This window comes from Quadrisphaera setariae, assembly GCF_008041935.1.
Classification (GTDB): Bacteria; Actinomycetota; Actinomycetes; order Actinomycetales; family Quadrisphaeraceae; genus Quadrisphaera; species Quadrisphaera setariae.
Genome location: NZ_VKAC01000013.1, coordinates 16,380 through 34,103, shown reverse-complemented (window position 1 = coordinate 34,103; position 17,724 = coordinate 16,380). Strand labels below are relative to the sequence as shown.

The 17,724-nt window shown below is 75.3% G+C and carries 18 protein-coding genes; 7 read left to right on the top strand and 11 right to left on the bottom strand.

What is annotated here, in order from left to right:
- Positions 1 to 52: 52 nt before the first annotated feature.
- Positions 53 to 1,114, bottom strand: a complete 1,062-nt coding sequence (locus tag FMM08_RS19005; RefSeq protein WP_147927971.1) for a hypothetical protein — start codon at positions 1,112 to 1,114, stop codon at positions 53 to 55.
- Positions 1,115 to 1,119: 5 nt separating this feature from the next.
- Positions 1,120 to 1,440 carry a PadR family transcriptional regulator gene (locus FMM08_RS19000; RefSeq protein ID WP_222710959.1) on the bottom strand — a complete coding sequence of 107 codons (321 nt, stop codon included), beginning with the start codon at positions 1,438 to 1,440 and terminating at the stop codon, positions 1,120 to 1,122.
- 142 nt (positions 1,441 to 1,582) lie between these two features.
- Between FMM08_RS19000 and FMM08_RS18995 the strand changes: the two genes are divergently transcribed.
- On the top strand, positions 1,583 to 3,919 hold the full coding sequence (locus FMM08_RS18995; protein ID WP_147927970.1) for a protein kinase domain-containing protein: 2,337 nt from the start codon (positions 1,583 to 1,585) through the stop codon (positions 3,917 to 3,919).
- Between the two features lie 11 nt (positions 3,920 to 3,930).
- Here the strand turns inward: FMM08_RS18995 and yidC are convergent, their stop codons facing one another.
- Both yidC and FMM08_RS18985 read right to left on the bottom strand, forming a co-directional pair.
- Complete coding sequence (gene yidC / locus FMM08_RS18990; RefSeq protein WP_147927969.1) at positions 3,931 to 4,803, bottom strand: membrane protein insertase YidC; 873 nt, start codon at positions 4,801 to 4,803, stop codon at positions 3,931 to 3,933.
- Positions 4,804 to 4,881: 78 nt separating this feature from the next.
- On the bottom strand, positions 4,882 to 5,229 hold the full coding sequence (locus FMM08_RS18985) for a hypothetical protein (RefSeq protein ID WP_147927968.1): 348 nt from the start codon (positions 5,227 to 5,229) through the stop codon (positions 4,882 to 4,884).
- 85 nt (positions 5,230 to 5,314) lie between these two features.
- Here FMM08_RS18985 and FMM08_RS18980 point away from each other — a divergent pair, with 85 nt between their 5' ends.
- The 5 genes from FMM08_RS18980 to FMM08_RS18960 all read left to right on the top strand — a co-directional run bounded on the left by FMM08_RS18980 (position 5,315) and on the right by FMM08_RS18960 (position 10,113).
- Positions 5,315 to 5,767, top strand: a complete 453-nt coding sequence (locus tag FMM08_RS18980; RefSeq protein WP_222710958.1) for a GNAT family N-acetyltransferase — start codon at positions 5,315 to 5,317, stop codon at positions 5,765 to 5,767.
- Positions 5,768 to 5,837: 70 nt separating this feature from the next.
- Complete coding sequence (locus FMM08_RS18975) at positions 5,838 to 6,704, top strand: ABC transporter permease (RefSeq protein ID WP_255472605.1); 867 nt, start codon at positions 5,838 to 5,840, stop codon at positions 6,702 to 6,704.
- Positions 6,697 to 7,512, top strand: a complete 816-nt coding sequence (locus FMM08_RS18970) for an ABC transporter permease (RefSeq protein WP_147927966.1) — start codon at positions 6,697 to 6,699, stop codon at positions 7,510 to 7,512. Before FMM08_RS18975 ends, FMM08_RS18970 begins: the two co-directional genes overlap by 8 nt.
- Positions 7,509 to 8,474, top strand: coding sequence for an ABC transporter ATP-binding protein (locus tag FMM08_RS18965; protein ID WP_147927965.1), 966 nt, complete (start codon positions 7,509 to 7,511; stop codon positions 8,472 to 8,474). The genes FMM08_RS18970 and FMM08_RS18965 overlap by 4 nt, the downstream gene beginning before the upstream one ends.
- Positions 8,464 to 10,113 carry a GGDEF domain-containing protein gene (locus tag FMM08_RS18960; RefSeq protein ID WP_147927964.1) on the top strand — a complete coding sequence of 550 codons (1,650 nt, stop codon included), beginning with the start codon at positions 8,464 to 8,466 and terminating at the stop codon, positions 10,111 to 10,113. Before FMM08_RS18965 ends, FMM08_RS18960 begins: the two co-directional genes overlap by 11 nt.
- Here FMM08_RS18960 and thpR read toward each other — a convergent pair whose 3' ends face one another.
- Both thpR and FMM08_RS18950 read right to left on the bottom strand, forming a co-directional pair.
- Entirely contained in the window at positions 10,114 to 10,662 is a 549-nt protein-coding gene (gene thpR / locus FMM08_RS18955) for an RNA 2',3'-cyclic phosphodiesterase (RefSeq protein WP_147927963.1), read from the bottom strand.
- 12 nt (positions 10,663 to 10,674) lie between these two features.
- Positions 10,675 to 12,165, bottom strand: coding sequence for an NCS2 family permease (locus tag FMM08_RS18950; protein WP_147927962.1), 1,491 nt, complete (start codon positions 12,163 to 12,165; stop codon positions 10,675 to 10,677).
- Positions 12,166 to 12,335: 170 nt separating this feature from the next.
- Here FMM08_RS18950 and FMM08_RS18945 point away from each other — a divergent pair, with 170 nt between their 5' ends.
- On the top strand, positions 12,336 to 13,175 hold the full coding sequence (locus FMM08_RS18945; protein ID WP_187279864.1) for an SDR family oxidoreductase: 840 nt from the start codon (positions 12,336 to 12,338) through the stop codon (positions 13,173 to 13,175).
- A gap of 88 nt (positions 13,176 to 13,263) precedes the next feature.
- On the opposite strand, the gene FMM08_RS18940 is transcribed toward FMM08_RS18945, so the two are convergent.
- The 5 genes from FMM08_RS18940 to FMM08_RS18920 all read right to left on the bottom strand — a co-directional run bounded on the left by FMM08_RS18940 (position 13,264) and on the right by FMM08_RS18920 (position 17,645).
- A complete protein-coding gene (locus tag FMM08_RS18940) occupies positions 13,264 to 14,322 on the bottom strand; it encodes an isopenicillin N synthase family dioxygenase (RefSeq protein ID WP_147927961.1) in 1,059 nt (352 codons plus the stop codon).
- 46 nt (positions 14,323 to 14,368) lie between these two features.
- Complete coding sequence (locus tag FMM08_RS18935) at positions 14,369 to 14,992, bottom strand: helix-turn-helix domain-containing protein (RefSeq protein ID WP_147927960.1); 624 nt, start codon at positions 14,990 to 14,992, stop codon at positions 14,369 to 14,371.
- Complete coding sequence (locus FMM08_RS18930) at positions 14,989 to 15,774, bottom strand: VOC family protein (protein WP_147927959.1); 786 nt, start codon at positions 15,772 to 15,774, stop codon at positions 14,989 to 14,991. Before FMM08_RS18930 ends, FMM08_RS18935 begins: the two co-directional genes overlap by 4 nt.
- 58 nt (positions 15,775 to 15,832) lie before the next feature.
- Positions 15,833 to 17,155, bottom strand: coding sequence for a histidinol dehydrogenase (hisD, locus tag FMM08_RS18925; RefSeq protein WP_147928049.1), 1,323 nt, complete (start codon positions 17,153 to 17,155; stop codon positions 15,833 to 15,835).
- 154 nt (positions 17,156 to 17,309) lie between these two features.
- Entirely contained in the window at positions 17,310 to 17,645 is a 336-nt protein-coding gene (locus FMM08_RS18920; RefSeq protein ID WP_147927958.1) for a hypothetical protein, read from the bottom strand.
- Between the last annotated feature and the right edge of the window lie 79 nt (positions 17,646 to 17,724).

Here is a 17,724-nt window from a genome sequence, read left to right as displayed (position 1 = left end):
CCCTCGTCCGCACATCGTCCCGCCGAGCATGCAGAAGTTCCGCAGAAAGCCGTCAGCAGGCCTCCGGCCCGACTTCTGCATGCTCGACGAGACGCCCAGCCCGCGCCAGCACCCTCAGCCGGACCACCGCCAGGAGCACGACCAACCCGGATGCCGCTGTCGTCACCGCCGCCAGCACCGTCGCCGCGGCCATGCCCTCTCCGAGCGGCGTGCCCGCGAGGTAGCCGAGCGTCACCACCCCCCACACCAGTGCGACCAGCCCGAGCAGCCCAGCCGCACCCAGCCACCCGCTGTGAGGGCGCCGCCAGCCGGCAGCCAGCGCCGCACCCGCCACGAGCGGGTCGGCCGCGAAGGACGCACCCGTGGCGTGGGCCGTCTCGAGACCCCAGAGGCCGAAGACCACGGCGACGGCGGCCGGAAGCGCCCACCACCACCTCGGCGACGGCGCCGGCGCGTCCCGGTGCCACGCGGCCACCGACAGCAGCGGGACGAGCAGCACCAGCCAGACCACGAGCTCCCGCGGCTGCAGCGCCCACGGCGACAGCTGCGCTCCCGAGATGAGCCACGGCACCACCATCCCCGCCACCGCCACACCGACCGCAGTCCGGCGGTGTCCCGCCACGAGCAGCGTCCACGTCAGGAGCGCCGCGAGGCACCCCGCGACCCACTCGACGCCGTCTGCCGGCGTGAGCTGCGACCAGCCCGGCTGCCGCGACTGCCACGGCAGGAGTGCGAGGTCCACGACGCCGTAGGCGGCGGGCAGCAGCCCCAGCAGGGCGGTCAGCCGCGCCGCGTCACCCACCGCCCTGCTCCTCGCCGACGCACCCGGCGTCGACGGCGCCGCGAGGTGGAGCCGCACCGCGAGCCCCAGCACGCCGACCACCTCGCGCAGCCGCGGCCGCTGCAGCAGCACCAGCTCGCGCTCCTCGTCCTGCCGCTGCGGGCCCTCGGAGACCACCGCCCGCGCCGCCGCCTCCTGCTCGGTGTCGAGCAGGACGGCGACCACGTCGTCCTCCCACCGCTCGCGGTACCCGCGCGGCAGGACCCGCAGCAGGCGGCGGTAGCTGCGCTCCAGCGGCGGAGGCGGTGCGGCGGCCGAAGCGCTCGACGGCACGGTCCTCACACCGCCCGAGCGGCGCGCAGCCGGGTCGACGCCGCGCGGGCCAGCTGCGCCAGCCGCTCCGCCTCGGTGGACAGGGCAGCGGCGCCGTCGTCGGTGAGTCGGTAGTAGCGCCGGGTGCGCCCCGCGTGGACCTCGTCGCGGTCACGCGCGATGAGCCCCTCACCGGTGAGCCTGTCGAGCAGGCCGTAGAGCGTGCCCACCGACAGGGTCACGCGGCCGTCGGACAGCTCCTGCACCTCTGCGATGAGCGCGTAACCGTGCCGCGGCTCCCCCACCAGCGCGGTGAGCACGAGCACCGCCGGCTCGGTCAATGCCATGCCTGACGATACATCGGTACGCGATGCATGAACAGGACTGCTCGCAGTGGCGCCGCTCGCGTGCGCGCCGCGCGGGACCCGCCTCTGCACCCTGTCGGGAGGCGCTCACCGCGAGTAGCGTCCTGGCGCGGAGGTGGACGCCATGGGGCAGCGCTCGCTCGGTCCGTACGTGCTGGAGGCGCTGCTGGGCGCGGGCGGGATGGGCGAGGTCCACCGCGCCCACGACACCGTCCGCGACCGCCGCGTGGCGCTGAAGGTGCTGCCCGAGGCGTTCAGCCACGACAGCGAGTACAGCTCCAGGTTCCGCCGGGAGCAGCACATCGCCGCTCGCCTGCGCGACCCCCACATCATCCCCATCCACGACTTCGGCGAGGTCGACGGCCGCCTCTTCATCGACATGCGCCTGGTGGACGGCCGCGACGCCGCGGGTCTGCTGGCGGCCGGCGAGCTGTCACCGGCGCAGGCGGTGCACCTCGTGGAGCAGACGGCGCAGGCCCTGGACGCCGCGCACGCCGAGGGGCTGGTGCACCGAGACGTGAAGCCGTCCAACCTCCTGGTGACCCCGAGCGGGTTCGTCTACGTGGTCGACTTCGGCATCGCCCGCCAGGTGGGCACCACGCGGACGTCGCTGACGGTCACGGGCGCCACGGTGGGGACGCTCGACTACATGGCGCCGGAGCGCTTCACCACGCAGCCGATCGACGCCCGCGCCGACGTCTACTCCCTGGCCTGCATGCTCTACGAGTTCCTCACCGCTCGGCGGCCCTTCCCCGGCCACGACCTGCCGTCGCTCATGTACGCGCACTTCTACACCGAGCCCGAGCCACCGTCCGCCGTGGCGCCCGCCCTGCCGCCCGCCCTCGACGCCGTGGTGCTGCGGGGCATGGCGAAGAGCCCGGCCGACCGCTTCGCGACCGCCGGCGAGCTGGCCGCGGCGGCGCAGGAGGCGCTCGGCGGCTCGGCCCCGGCCCGCTGGTCGCAGCCCTCACCGGCCGGTCAGCCGCGCAGTGTCGGCGATGTGATCGACCTGCGCGACGCCCCGCCCACCCGGGGTCCCGACCAGGACGACGACGAGCGCGACCGCGCGACGGCCGCCAGGCCGGCCACCACGGCGGCCGGCGGGGTGGGACTCGTGGTGGCGGGCGGGGCGCACCGCACGACGGACCCGCTGCCCGCGGCGGCGGCCGCCACCGCCGACGACCCGCTCACCGTGGTCCCCGCCCCGTCCTCCACCTCCACCACGGCTGCCCGCACGGCGGCTCCCGACGCCGGCGGGCGGGACCTCGCCGACCAGCCGACGGTCTCCCCCGGGGCCGCACCGCACGCCCAGCCCCCCGGGCACGCCCCGCACGAGCAGCGCCGGAGGCGCCGCAGGGGCGTGGCCGCGCTCGTCGTCGTCGCACTGGTCCTGGTGGGCGGGCTCGGCGCGGGAGCGTGGTGGCTGCTGCGGCCGGACGACGCGTCCCCGGCCGCCACCGGCGCTCCTCAGCCCGGGCCGCAGTCGCCGAGCGCCTCGGCCGCGCCGAGCGCGCCGGCCTCGGTGGCGCCCGCGGCGAGCGTGGCGATCCCCGCGGTGGGGCCGACGATCCCCGTCGGAGACACCCCCGGTTTCGTGGAGGTCACGCCCGACGGCCGCTTCGCGTACATCGCCAACCGAGACGCCGGCGTGGTGACGGTGATCGACACCGCCGTCAACCAGGTCACCGCGCGGGTCCCCGTGGAGGCGGGGCCACCGCAGTTCCTGTCCTTCTCCCCCGACGGCGGGACCGCCTACATCAGCACGTACCGCAAGACCGGCGACACCACCTACGACGACAACGACGTGGTCTTCCTCGACACCGCCACCAACAAGATCACGCAGGTCGTGCCCGTCGGGCAGCGCCCCTTCGCCTCGGCGACCACCCCGGACGGCACCCAGCTGTGGGTGCCGTCCCACGACACCGGGCGGCTCGACATCATCGACACCGCCAGCGCCAGCGTGGTCGGCGAGAAGCCGGTGGCGCCCAACCCGCACTGGGTGGCCTTCGGCAGGGACGGGAAGCACGTCTACACGGCCAACCACGAGTCCGGTGTCGTGACCGTCATCGACGCGGCCACGCGCTCCACGATCAAGGAGATCGCCGTCGGGAAGTCGCCGCACAGCACCGCGGTCTCCCCGGACGGGTCACGGGTGGCGGTGGTGAACTACGACAGCGACGAGGTCTCGGTCATCGACACGGCCTCGGAGACCGTCGTGGCCACGGTTCCCGTCGACGCCAAGCCGCAGGACATCGCCTACGCGCCCGACGGCCGCTACATGTACACGGCCAACGTCGACGCCGGCACCGTCGACGTCATCGACACCGCGACCAACACCGTCACCGCGAGCATCCCCGTGGGCGGTGGCCCGACCAGCATCTCCGTGCGCCCCGACGGGAAGCAGGCCTACGTGACGCTGCTGGACCAGGGGCAGGTGCGGATCCTCGACGTGGGCCGCTGACGTCCTCGGCGTCACGGGGTGCTGACGCGCTCGGCCAGGCGCCTCTCCCGCGCCGCGGCGGCGGGCGTGCCCGGCGTCGGGAGCCACCGCAGCAGCGCCAGCCCCTGCCCGAGCGACCACACCGCGGAGCTGGCCCAGTACAGGAGCAGACCCAGCGGCACGGCGGCGCTCGTCGCGGCCATGACCAGCGGCACCAGCCACACCGTCATCCGCTGGGCCTGCCCGACCGGCCCCTCGAGCGCCTCGGGGGCGGTGCCCCGGGTGAGCTGCAGGTGGGTGGTGGCCCAGGTCGCCACCGCGACGACGACGACCAGCCCGACCGCCAGCACCGCCCCCGCGGCGCCGCCCCCGCCGACCAGCGAGCCGGACAGCGGCGCCCCCAGCACCGTCGCCGCCCCGGCCTGCACCGCGAGCAGCGGGGACAGCAGCCCGACGGCGTGCCCGCGGGCGGCGCCGTCGAGCACGCGCGCCAGGGCGATCATCACCGGGACCTGCAGCAGCACCGGGAGGAGCGACAGCGGCGACGCACCGGCCTCGGCGTGCAGCGCCTTCTGCTCGGCGCGCCACCGGGCCAGCTCGGCGGGGTCGCGGGTGAGCTGCTGGCGCCCGCCGGGTCGTGCGGGGCGGGAGTAGCGGCCCTGCAGGGCGCGCAGCTGAGGGGCGATGCGCGCCAGCCGGTGCGACGCGCGGACCTGCCGGAGCACCAGCGGCAGCAGCGCGAGGCGGACCACCACCACGAGGACCACGACGGCGCCGACCCACGCGCCACCGGAGGCGGGGTCGAGCCCGAGCGCACCGAGGAGCGCGTGCGCGGTGACGAGGACGCCGGAGACGGCGGACTCCAGCCAGGCGAGGGGGTTGAGCAGGGACCAGGACGACGGCATGCGGATGCTCCAGACGGCACGGGGACGGGGACGGGAGGTCCCCGCGCCGGGTCGCCGGGCGGGCCGCGGGAGCGGTCGTCAGAGGGCGGGGCGGCGCGGGGAGGTCCCCGCGCCCGGTGCCCGCGAGCGCGTGCGCCCGGGGCGCCCCGGCCTGTCGTCGAGGCGGACGACGACGTCCGCCTGCCAGCGCACCGCGGCGGGCGCGCGCGGTGAGCCGGTGATGAGCAGGACGGCGAGGGCGGTCGCCACCGCGAGGCCCGCGGCCACGGCGGACCCGGCGAGCACGGCCGCGACCAGAGCGCCGCCGGCCAGCGCCTGCGGCAGCCCGTGGCCGGAGAGGGCCGACGGGCCGAGGAGCAGCAGCGGGCCGAGCACCACGGCCAGCGCGACGACGAGCCGGTGGACGGCTCCGCGCTGGCTGCTCACCGGCCCACTGTGCGGTCCGGCGCCCCGGCGGCGCAACACCGACACCCCCTTCTGCGGCCGCGACCCGAGCGCCAGGATGACCTCCGTGACCAGCGACGCGGTGGTGCGGACGGCGACCGTCGACGACGTCGAGGAGGTCGCGCGCCTGTTCGCCGGGTACCTCGACTCCTACGAGCACCCCCGCGAGCCCGACGACGTGACCGGGTACCTGTCGGCGCGGATCGGGAACGGGGACAGCGTCGTCCTGCTCGCCGAGGTGGACGGCGCAGCGGTGGGCTTCGCGCAGTGCTACCCCACCTGGGCGTCGCTGGAGCTGGCTCCCGCGTGGGTGCTGTACGACCTGTTCGTCGACCCGGCCGCCCGGGGCCGCGGGGTCGGCCGGGTGCTGCTGCGCGCCGTCGCCGAGCGGGCCCGCGCCGCGGGCGCGACGACGGCCGTGCTGGAGACCGCGCACACCAACACCGGGGCGCAGGCCCTGTACGAGAGCGAGGGCTGGGTGCGCGACACCACCTACCGGACCTACGCCCTGGAGCTCTGACCCCACGGACCCCGGTGGCCACGGCGCGGGACTTGGCGCACGGGGGTGGCGGGAGTAAGTTCCTGCGACCGTGCGTGACGACGGGCAGCCGGTGCAGGCGGCCCCGCACCCCACCACCCCCACGCCCGGTGCCGCGACCTGGTTCCGCGTCCACGGGCGCCTGGTCGCCGCGGGCTGGCGCCGCGGGTCCACCTACCGGGCTGCGGCGCTGGGCGGCCTGGTGGCCAACGTGACGTTCGGCTTCCTCAAGGTCAGCGTGCTCACCGCCGCCGTCGCCGCGGGCGGTGGCGAGCTGGCCGGGTACGACACCCGCGCCGTCATCGCCTACGCCTGGCTCAGCCAGGCGCTGCTCGGGTCGGTCAACCTCTTCGGGCGCATCGACCTCGCGGGGCGCATGAAGGACGGCAGCGTCGCCGTCGACCTCCTGCGCCCGATCGACCTGCAGACGTCCACCACGGCGCAGGAGGTGGGCCGGGCGCTTTTCTCGCTGCTGCCGCGCGGGGTGCCGATCGTCGTGCTCGCGCTGGCGGTCGGCGGCATGCGGCTTCCCACGGACCCGGCGGTGCTGGGGGCTGGGCTCCTCAGCGCGCTGCTGGCGGTCGTCGTGTCGCACCTGGTGGTCTACCTGGTCGCGGTCACCGGCTTCTGGACCGTCGAGACCCGCGGCCTGCAGGTCTTCTACATGGTGCTCGCGGGCTTCTTCGCCGGCCTGTTCGTGCCGGTGTCGATCTTCCCCGGCTGGTTGTTCGCGCTGGCGCAAGCCACGCCGTTCCCCTCCATGCTCCAGACGCCGGTGGACCTGCTGTCCGGGCGCGTGGTCGGCGGCGACGCCGCGGTCGCGCTGCTCGTGCAGCTCGCCTGGCTCGCCGGGGCGCTGGCGCTCGGGCAGCTCATGACCCGCGCGGGGCGCCGGCGCCTGGAGGTCCAGGGTGGCTGAGCCGCTCTCGGCGAGGTGGGGGCCCTACCGCGCCGTGGTGGCCAGCCGGGTGCGGAGCCAGACCAGCTACCGCGGCGGCTTCGCGCTCGACCTGGTCAGCTCGCTGCTGGTCGGCGTCGTCCAGCTGGCCGAGGTGCTCGTGCTGTTCCACTCGGTCGACTCCCTCGGCGGGCTCGACCTCGCCGCCGTCGTCCTGGTCTTCGGCATCGCCGACCTGTCGTTCAGCCTGGCCGACCTCGTCGTCGGGCACCTCGACACCCTCCCGGTCTACCTGCGCTCGGGCACCCTCGACGTCTTCTACCTGCGCCCCCAGCCGCTGCTCGCGCAGCTGGTGACCAGCGACATCAGCCTGCGCCGGGTGACGCGCATCGTGGTGGCCGCCGTGGCGCTCGGGGTGGGCGTGGCGGTCAACGACATCGCGTGGACGCCGCTGCACGTGGCCTTCCTCGTGCTCGTCGTGCTCACGAGCGCGCTGACGTTCGCGGCGGTGTTCGTGGCGGCGGCGGGCGTGCAGTTCTTCCTCGTCGACGCCGCCGAGGCGACGGCCGCCGCCGTCTACGGCGGCCGGTACGCCGCCACGCAGCCGGCGTCGGTGTGGACCGGGCCGCTGGTGGCGGTCTTCGGCTTCGCCATCCCGATCGCGTTCACCGCCTACCTGCCGGTGGTGGCCCTGCTCGACCTGCCCGGGCCGGGGTGGCTGCCGGGGTGGGCGGGCTGGCTGGCGCCGCTCGCCGCGGTGTGGATGTGGGGTGTGGCGCTGCTGGCGTGGCGCAGCGGGGTCAGGCACTACCAGGGGGGCGGAGGATGACGACGACGCCGGCCGTGCAGGTGGAGGGGCTGACGCGGAGGTTCCGCGTGCGTTCGGGGGTGCTCGGGCGGCGCGAGGTGACCGCCGTCGACGAGCTGACGCTGACCATCGCCGCCGGTGAGTCGGTGGGGTACATCGGCGCGAACGGCGCGGGCAAGTCGACCACCATCAAGATGCTCGCCGGCATCCTCGTGCCCAGCGCCGGGACCGTGAGGACGTGCGGGCTGGAGCCCGTCGCGCAGCGCAGGGCCCTGGCCCGGAGGCTCGGCGTGGTGTTCGGGCAGCGCTCGCAGCTGTGGTGGGACCTGCCGCTGGCCGAGAGCTACCGGATCCTCGCCGCGGTGCACGGCCTCAGCGCCGCGCGCGAGCGCGAGCGGACCGCCGAGCTGGTCGAGCGCCTCGAGCTGGGCTCCTTCCTGGCCACACCCGTGCGCCAGCTGTCGCTCGGCCAGCGGATGCGCGGGGAGGTGGCCGCGGCGCTGCTGCACTCCCCCGACCTCCTGGTGCTCGACGAGCCGACCATCGGGCTGGACGTGCTGAGCAAGCAGCGGCTGCGGGAGTTCCTGCTGGCCGAACGGGCCGCGCACGGGACCACGCTGCTGCTCACCACGCACGACATGGGCGACGTCTCCCGGCTCTGCGAGCGGGTGCTGCTGGTCGACCGAGGGCGCCTCGCCTACGACGGGTCGCTCGCCGGCCTCTCGAGGGAGGTGGGAGCGCGCCGCGTGCTCGTCGTGGACCTGGCGGAGCCGTCAGCGGACCTCGTGGGCGTGCCGCACGCCGAGCACCTCGGCAGCGAGGCCGGCGGCCTGCGCCAGCGGCTGGCCTTCGACGACTCCGCCACCACCGCCGCCGCGGTGCTGTCGGCGGTGAGCGACCGCGTGGAGGTGCGCGACCTGTCCGTGGAGGAGCCCGACGTGGAGGACGTCGTCCGCAGGGTCTACCTGTCCCGTGGCCGCTGACTCCCGCCCCGACCGCCGTCCCCGACGCGGGAGGCGCACGCCCGACCGGGCGGCTGCCGTCAAGTGCGGGCGGCTGCACGCCGACGAGCACGAGGTGGGCCATCGGACGGCGGGGACGGCCGCAGCGCTGAGCGCCGCTGCGGTCTGCGCCACCGCCTCGGCGGTCGTGGCCGCGGTCTCGGTGGCGGCGGCTCCGGCGGCGTCCGTCCCGCTGCCGGTGGTGGCGGCCATCGCCGTCGCGCCGCCTGCGCTGCTGGGCGTGGTGGCCGGGTGGCGCCAGCGCTGGTGGGCGTCCGCCGGTGGCAGCCTCATCGCCGCGGCGAACGTGCTGTTCTACGGGACGTGGATCATCGGCGGCGCCCCCAGCAGCTCGCCGCTGCTCCACGTCGGCTACGTGCTGGGGTACACCGCTCTGCTGCGGTCCGCGGGCCTGCGCTCCCGGGGTGGACGACGGGGTGTGGTCCTCGACGCGCTGATCGTCGTCAGCGGTCCCGCCCTGGTGGTGCTCTCGACGCTCGCACGCCCGCTGCTCGTGCAGGACCTGACCTTCGCCAGCGCCGTGTCGCTGGTGTACGTGGGCCTCGACCTCGGGCTCCTGCTGCTGGTGGTCCGCGGGGCGCTGGCCGGGGCCACGCCCCGGCTGCCGGCGTTCCTCAAGCTGGTGGCGGCCGTGCTGCTGCTGGGCGGCAACCTGGCCTTCCTCCTGCAGATGGTGTGGGTGCCGCCGTCGCTCCTGCCGTGGCTCGCCGTGCCCTTCTCCGTCGCCTACGCGCTCCTGGCCTCCGAGTGCGCGCTCTCGTCGCACCGGGGCTACCAGGCCGCGGCGAGCTCGTCACCGGACGCGACCGGCCAGGACTGGCGCACGGCGCACAAGGTCCCTGGCGGCACCTCGCGCACCGTGCTCGTGCTGCTGCCCACGGCTGCCTGCCTGCCCGCTGTAGCGCTCGTGGTCCAGGGGGTCAGCGGGCACACCCCCGACTGGCAGGTGCTCGGGGCCGGCGCGGTGCTCACCGCGGTGCTGAGCACGCTGCGCCTGCACACGGCGCTGCGCGTCTCGGCGGAGCAGGCGGTGCGGCTGGAGCGGCTGGCGCACCGCGACGAGCTGACCGACCTGCCCAACCGACGTCGCTGCAGCACCGCCGCCCAGGCGCTGCTCGCCTCCGGCACCGGCGCGGTGGCGCTCGCGCTGCTGGACCTGGACCGGTTCAAGGCCGTGAACGACACCCTCGGCCACGACGCCGGTGACGCGCTGCTGCGGGACGCGACCGCGGCCTGGCGCCGCGTGCTGCCCGCCACGGCGGGGCTCTACCGGTGGGGAGGCGAGGAGTTCGTCGTGCTCCTCGCCGGTGACGACGCAGAGCGCTCGGAGGACCTCCTCGACGACGTGCGCCGGGCCGTGCCGGGACCGCACACGGTCTCCGCGGGGCTGGCGCGACGGCTCCCGGACGAGGAGTTCCACGCGCTGCTGACGCGGGCCGACGGCCTCCTCTACGAGGCGAAGACCGCCGGCCGCGACCAGGTGCGGTCCGACGCCGAGCCCACCACCGCCGTCGACGCGGCCGAGGCGGGCGACGCAGCCGGTGGTCCGGTGCCCGCGGCGAGGACCCCGGTCTCAGCGGTCACCGCACCCCCCGCGTGATCACGGGGAGCCGGCCCCCAGCGGCAGGTGCTCCAGCACCTCGTAGCGCCCGTCGGAGGCGTGGCTGCGCACCAGGCGCGCCTCGGTAGCCGTCCACGTCGGCCCGCTGACGCTCGCCAGCTGGTCGGCGAGCTGCCCCAGCGCACCGGCCCCACCCCGCCCTGCGGCGCGGGCCAGCGTGACGTGCGGCCGGTACGGACGCTCCTCGAGCCCCACCCCGGCCGCCCGGGCCGCCCCGGCGACGCCGGCGACCAGCGACGACAGCCGCTCGACGTCGCCGGCGACCCCCGCCCACAGCACGCTCGTGCCGAAGGTGCCCGTACCGGCCAGCCGCAGCCGCACCGGCCCGGCTGCCGCCACCGCGGAGCGCAGGGGAGGCGCGAGGCGGCGGGCGTCGTCGTCGTCGAGCTCACCGAGGAACGCGAGCGTCACGTGCCAGCGGGTCGGCGGCGACCACCGCACCCCCGGCACCTGGCCGAGCTCGGTGACGGCGTCGGCCACCGGCGCCCACGCCTCCACCGGGGGCTCGAGGGAGACGAAGAGCCTCATCGCGGCAGCGGGTCAGCGGACGCCGAGGGCGGCCTCGATGGGCGCGATGGCGAAGTACACGACGAACAGCGCCGCCAGCAGCCACAGCAGCGGGTGCACCTTCCGCGCCCGCCCGGTCACCGCCATGAGCAGCGCGTAGGAGACGAGCCCCGCCCCGATGCCGTTGCTGATCGAGTACGTGAACGGCATGACCACCACGGTGAGGAACGCCGGGACGGCGATGGTCACGTCGCTCCAGTCCAGGGACCGGATCTGCGTGGCCATGAGGAACCCGACGACGACGAGCGCCGGCGACGCGGCCTCGAACGGCACGATCTCCACGAGCGGCGTGAAGAAGACCGCCAGCAGGAAGAGCACCCCGGTGACCACGCTCGCCAGGCCGGTGCGAGCCCCTTCTCCGACCCCCGCGGCGGACTCGACGAAGGTCGTGTTGGAGGAGACCGAGCCGATGCCACCGGCCGCGGCGGCCACCGAGTCGACGAGCAGCACCCGCTGCACGCCGGGGACCTGGCCGTCGGCGTCGAGCAGTCCGGCCTCGGCGGTCACGCCGGTGACCGTGCCGACGGTGTCGAAGAAGTCGGCCAGCACCAGCGTGAAGATGATGAGCACCGCGGCGACCACGCCGACGCGGGCGAAGCCGCCGAACAGGTCGACGGCGCCGACGATCGACAGGTCGGGGGTGCCGACCAGCTGCTCGGGCAGCTTCGGCACCACGAGGCTCCAGCCCGAGGGGTTGGTGGCGCCGTCGGCGGCGGTGCGCGGACCGACGCCCGTGACGGCCTCGACGACGACGGCGAACACCGTGGCGGAGATGATCCCGATGAGGATCGCGCCCTTGACCTTGCGGGCGATCAGCACGAGCGTCAGCAGCAGGCCCACCACGAAGGTGACCGTCGGCCAGCCGGTGAGGCTGCCGCCGACGCCCAGCTCCAGGGGCGTGCCGCCGCCGGCGGGGGTGCGGACGAAGCCGGAGTCGACGAAGCCGATGAGCGCGATGAAGAGGCCGATGCCCACGCCGATGGCGGTCTTGAGCTGCGACGGCACGGCCCGGAAGACCGCGGTGCGGAAGCCGGTCAGCACGAGCACCGTGATGACGATGCCCTCGACGACCACCAGGCCCATGGCCTCGGCCCACGTCATCTGCGAGGCCACGGAGAACGTCACGAACGCGTTGAGCCCGAGGCCCGCCGCGATGGCGAAGGGGTACTTGCCGACCACGCCCATCAGCAGGGTCATCACCCCCGCCACGAGCGCTGTGGCCGCGGCGACCGCCGGCACGCCCAGGACGCGGCCGTCGACGTCGGCGGCCGTCCCGATGATGAGGGGGTTCAGGACGACGATGTACGCCATCGTGAAGAAGGTGGCGAAGCCACCGCGGACCTCCCGCCCGACCGTCGACCCGCGGGCCGAGATCGAGAAGTACCTGTCGAGACCGCCCAGGCGTCCCGGACCGGGAGAGCGCCCCTCGCGGGCGCTGGTGGGCGTGGGTGCTGCATCTGCCACGTGGGGCGATTCTGCCGTGCTCAGGCGACTGCCAGCGACACGCGTCCGGCGAGGCGGACGGTCGTCGCGGTGTGTCACAGCCGTGTGTCACAGCGCAGTCGCGGGGTAGTGCCGCGCTAGCGGGTCGAGCGCGACGGCCCGGTCCGCCGACTCCCCCGAGGAGCCCGCTCGTGTCCCAGCCCCCCCAGCAGCAGTCCGTGCCCGGAACCACCTCCGCCATGGACCCCACCCCTGACCACGGCGAGACCAGCTACCGCGGCAGCGGGCGCCTGGCCGGCAAGAAGGCCGTCGTCACCGGCGGCGACAGCGGCATCGGCCGCGCCGTGGCCATCGCCTACGCCCGCGAGGGGGCCGACGTGCTGGTCTCCTACCTGAGCGAGCACGAGGACGCCGCCGAGACCCGGCGCTGGGTGGAGGAGGCGGGTCAGCGGTGCGTGCTGGTCCCGGGAGACCTGGGCGACCCAGCGCACTGCCGCGCCGTCATCGCGAAGGCCGTCGAGGAGTTCGGGCGCGTCGACGTGCTGGTGAGCAACGCGGCGTTCCAGATGAGCCGCGACTCCCTGGAGGAGACGCCGGACGAGGAGTGGGACCGCACCATCGCCACCAACCTCTCGGCGTTCTTCCACCTCACCAAGGCGGCGCTGCCGCACATGGGGCCGGGCTCGTCGATCATCGGCTCGTCCAGCGTGAACTCCGACAGCCCCTCGCCGCAGCTGCTGCCGTACGCGGCCACCAAGTCGGCGATCGCGAACATGACGGCGTCGATGGCGCAGCTGCTGGGTGACCGCGGGATCCGGGCCAACTCCGTGGCACCTGGCCCGATCTGGACGCCGCTCATCCCGTCGACCATGCCCACCGAGAAGGTGGAGCACTTCGGAGAGGAGACCCCGCTGGGCCGGGTCGGGCAGCCGGCGGAGCTCGCGCCCGTCTACGTGCTGCTCGCCTCGGACGAGGGCAGCTACATCAGCGGCGCTCGCATCGCGGTCACCGGAGGCCGCCCGATCCTCTGACGTCCCCCGGTGCGAACCGCAGCCGAGCGCCTGGTTGCGGTTCGCAGGGGTCCGGGAACCGCGACCGAGCGCCCGGTTGCGGTGGAGGTCAGCGGGTGGAGGCGAGCACCCGGGCGGCCTCGCGCTCCGCGTCGGCGTTCTTCTGCAGGTCGCGGGAGCCCGCGAGCTTCGCCGCGATGTGCTCGCCCACGGTCATCGGCGGGTAGAGCGGCACCTCGCCGTCCTCGACCGTCCCGGGCAGGGCGGTGATGACGGCGTCGACGTCGCCGTCGTGGAAGAACGCCGCCGAGCGCCGCCGCTCGATGGTGCCGTCGACGATCGGCGGCTTCACCCGGTGCAGCGTCGACATCCACCGCTCGTTCGTCCAGCGGGCCATGACGTCGCCGAGGTTGACGAGCAGCGCGCCGTCGGCGGGCATCACGTCGTGCCAGGCGCCGTCGGCGCCGAGCACCTGCAGGCCGGGCACCTGGTCGGCCCACAGCACGGTCACGATGCCGTAGTCGGTGTGCTCGCCCATGCCGGTGAGGTCGCCGTCGAGGTCGACCGTGCCCGGCGGCAGCGCGTAGTTGTTCATGCGGAGCACGTCGAGGCTGTGGCCGGTGACGCCGCGGAACCACCCCGGCTCGAGGCCGAGGGCGTCGGCGAAGACGTCGGTGAGGGTTCGGGCGACGCGGCCGGCCTCGGCCTCCCAGGCCTGGACGCGCTCCCGGAAGCCCGGCACGAGGTCCTCGCCGGGCCACAGGTCCTCGGGGTAGTGGGCGGGGTCGAGCGGCACGGGCGCGTCCGGGTAGTCGCTGACCGCGGCGCCCGTGTTGAACGCCTCGAAGAAGTCGTTCATGCGGCTGGCGGCCTCGACCCCGAGCGAGAGCGACAGGTTCTCGCTCTTGGGCGGGGTGTACCCGCGGTTGACGCCTTTCGGTGCGCGCAGCCGCTTCTTGGTCTCCAGCGGCAGTCCGAAGAAGTCGTCGACCGCGCTCGCCAGCCCCGCCGCGGTCTGCTCGGGCACCCCGTGGCCGACCACCTGCACGAAGCCGACGGTGCGGCAGGCGGCGTCCATGGCGGTGGCGGTGGCGGCGCGCGCCTCCGCCGTTCCTCGAGCGACGTAGGAGGAGATGTCGACGACGGGCACCTCGAAGGCTGCACTCATGCTCCTGACCGTAAGTGCTGCTTACGGCCCGTGGGTGACGCCGGTGTTACGGCTTCCTCGCGGCGGTGACGACGGCGAGGGCCTCCACCGGCTGGACGCTGCCGCCGGGGCCGGGGCGCAGCACCCAGCGGTGCGGGACGTCGCCCTCGTGGTGCAGCGAGTCGCCCGCGCCGAGGTCGGTGCTCGTGCCGTCTACGAACTCGACGGCCAGGGCACCGCGCAGCACGTGCACGAACACCTCGCCCGGCTGGGAGAACCAGTCCTGCTCGGCGTCGCCGGGGTCGATGACGTAGTGGTGCGCCTCCAGCAGCACGCCCTCCCCCGTGCGCGTCAGCAGCCGGGAGCGCTGGGGCGGGCGACCCTCGTCGTCGTCGTCGCTGACCCGGTAGCGGGGGCCCTCGCCCGCGCGCGTGGTGCGGCGGGCCTCTCCGGTGAGCGGCAGGAGGTCGTTGGCGGCGCAGCCGAGCGCCGAGGCGAGCCGGTAGAGCACCGGGATGCTCACCGACGAACGGCCGCCCTCGAGCTGGCTGACGAACGGTCCCGACACCTGCGCGCGGCGGGCGAGCTCGGCCACCGAGAGCCCCGCGGCCGTGCGCCGGGCGCGCACGGCAGCTCCGACCAGCGCGCCGGGGTCGTCCGCGAGCGGCTCCGGCTGCGACGGCTCCGTCACGACCTGTCCGGCTGCGGAGCCCCGTCGGGCGCGCGCATCACCGCGAACCGGGCGCCGTGCGGGTCGGTGAGCACCGCCATGCGGCCGAACGGGGTGTCCTCCGGCGGGCTCGTCACGCTCCCGCCGGCGCCGGTGGCGGCCGCCACGGCGGCGTCGGCGTCGGGCACGAGGAAGTAGACGAGCCAGCCCGGTTCCGGCGCGCCGAACAGCGGCCCGGCGCCGCCGCACGGGACCTGCTCGTCGGCCAGGCGCAGCGTGGTGTAGCCGCCGGGGGCTCCGTCGAAGGTGTCCGCCTCGAGGCCGAACACCGCCCGCAGGAAGGCGCGCGAGGCGTCGGGATCGGCGGAGCGCAGGTCCTCCCAGACCACGGCGCCAGGCTCGTTGACCACGCCCGCGCCGATCAGCGCCCCCGCCTGCCACGCACCCGTGACGGCACCGGAGGGGTCGGCCACGAAGAGCACGTGGCCCTGCGGGCCCATGGCCTCGGGCCCGGCCACCACCCGGCCCCCCGCGTCGACGGCCGCGCGGGCGGTGGCCGCCGCGTCGTCGGTGGCGAGGTAGACCGTCCAGCCGCCCGGCTGGGCGTCGTTCACGGGCCCGAGCCCCGCTGCCACCTCACCGTCCACGACGACGTGCGCGTAGGCCCCGGGCCCGTCACCGCGCAGGCGGAACTCCCACCCGAGCACGGCGGCGTAGAAGTCGCGCGCCGCGGCGGGGTCGGGCGAGGCGAGATCGGTCCAGCACGGCAGGCCCGCGGGCCACGGACGGGAGCGGCGGCTCATGCCCCGATCCCAGCACCCGCCACCGACACCCGTCGAGACCCGGCGGCGCCGGACGGGGTCAGGGCAGGCGGGCGGAGACGGCCTCGCCGTGGGCGGGGAGGTCCTCCGCGCCCGCGAGGGCCAGCACGTGCGGTGCGACGTCGGCCAGCGCCTGCTGGGAGTACTCGACCACGTGGATGCCGCGCAGGAACGTCGCGACGCTCAGCCCGGCGGTGTGCGAGCAGGTGCCGCCGGTGGGCAGCACGTGGTTGGAGCCGGCGCAGTAGTCGCCCAGCGACACCGGGGCGTACGGCCCCACGAAGACGGCGCCGGCGTTGCGCACGCGCGCGGCCACGGCGGCGGCGTCCCGGGTCTGGATCTCCAGGTGCTCGCTGCCGTACGCGTCGACGACGGCGAGACCCGCCTCGACGTCGTCGACCAGCACCACGAGGGACTGCGGTCCGGCGAGCGCGACGGCGATGCGCGCGCCGTGGCGCGTCGCCGGGACGCGGCGGGCGAGGGCGGCGTCGACCGCGTCGGCCAGGTCCGCGCTGTCGGTGACGAGCACCGCGGCGGAGGCCTCGCCGTGCTCGGCCTGGCTGACGAGGTCGGCGGCGACGTGCTCGGGGTCGGCGGTGTCGTCGGCGAGCACGGCCACCTCGGACGGGCCGGCCTCGGCGTCGGTGCCGATGACGCCGCGCAGCAGGCGCTTGGCGGCGGTGACGTAGATGTTGCCGGGGCCCGTGACCAGGTCGACCGGGGGGCAGCTCTGCGAGCCGTCGGCCTCGCGGGCGCCGAGGGCGAACATCGCGATGGCCTGCGCCCCGCCGACGGCGTAGACCTCCTCCACGCCGAGCAGGGCGCACGCGGCGAGGATGGTCGGGTCGGGCAGGGCGGCGTCGGGCCCGTCGCCGCGGCGCGGCGGGGTGGCGACCGCGAGGCTCTCCACGCCGGCCTCCTGCGCCGGGACGACGTTCATCACCACGCTGCTGGGCAGCGGGGCGACGCCGGCGGGCACGTAGAGGCCCACGCGCTGCACGGGCACGAAGCGCTCGGTGACGGTGCCGCCCTCGACCACCTGCGTCACGACGTCGGTGCGGCGCTGGTCGGCGTGGACGAGGCGGCTGCGCCGGATCGACTCCTCGAGCGCTGCGCGGACGGCGGGGTCGAGGGACTCCAGCGCCTCGCTCAGCGCCGCCGCCGGGACCCGGAGGTCGTCGACGCGGACGCCGTCGAACCTCTCGCCGAGCGCACGGACGGCGTCGGCGCCTCCCTCGCGGACCTGGTCGACCACGGGCCGGACGACGGCGAGAGCCGCCTCGACGTCCACCTCGGCCCGCGGCATGCGGCTGCGGAGCTCGCGCGCGTCGACGTGCTGCCCGCGCAGGTCCAGGCGTCGCATCGTCACGGGGGCGCTCGTCGTGCTGCTCACAGGGGGCAAGCCTACGGGCGCCCCCGACCTCTCCCCGTGATCATGGGAGTTGCGCACACGACCGCCCGTGATCATGGGCGTTGTGCGCACTCACGCACTCGCAGTGTCAGGACGAAGCGGAGCATCAGGGCCTGGCAGTGCGCCGGTCGCACGCCCAGGTGCCGGTGACGACGACGAGCGCGGCCACCAGCGACGTCCCTCCCGCCGCGGCCGCAGCGAGGCCGGCGACCCACAGGGGCTCCCCCGCGGCGTTGCAGGCGTCGTTCTGCTCCTGCTCCTCGGGACTCAGGGGACCGTCGAGGTAGTGCCACTCGACACCCGCGTGACTCTCGACGGCACGACCGCAGACGGTGTTTCCAGCGTTGATCGGCACGTACCAGAGCAGGGCGACGGCGAGCAGGAGCACCAGGACGCCCCCCGCGAGCAGGGCGCTCACCAGCTGGAAGCGCCGCTCGCTCACGAGCGGGACGGTAGCGCCGCAGGTGATCTCGACTTCCATGATCGCGGAAACTGACGTACGCGAAGTCCATGATCACGGG

Bases quoted from the DNA above. Each gene is read 5' to 3' on its own strand.
- FMM08_RS19000 (WP_222710959.1), bottom strand. From the start codon at position 1,440: ATGGCATTGACCGAGCCGGCGGTGCTCGTGCTCACCGCGCTGGTGGGG.
- FMM08_RS18995 (WP_147927970.1), top strand. From the start codon at position 1,583: ATGGGGCAGCGCTCGCTCGGTCCGTACGTGCTGGAGGCGCTGCTGGGC.
- yidC (WP_147927969.1), bottom strand. From the start codon at position 4,803: ATGCCGTCGTCCTGGTCCCTGCTCAACCCCCTCGCCTGGCTGGAGTCC.
- FMM08_RS18965 (WP_147927965.1), top strand. From the start codon at position 7,509: ATGACGACGACGCCGGCCGTGCAGGTGGAGGGGCTGACGCGGAGGTTC.
- thpR (WP_147927963.1), bottom strand. From the start codon at position 10,662: ATGAGGCTCTTCGTCTCCCTCGAGCCCCCGGTGGAGGCGTGGGCGCCG.
- FMM08_RS18940 (WP_147927961.1), bottom strand. From the start codon at position 14,322: ATGAGTGCAGCCTTCGAGGTGCCCGTCGTCGACATCTCCTCCTACGTC.
- FMM08_RS18930 (WP_147927959.1), bottom strand. From the start codon at position 15,774: ATGAGCCGCCGCTCCCGTCCGTGGCCCGCGGGCCTGCCGTGCTGGACC.
- hisD (WP_147928049.1), bottom strand. From the start codon at position 17,155: ATGCGACGCCTGGACCTGCGCGGGCAGCACGTCGACGCGCGCGAGCTC.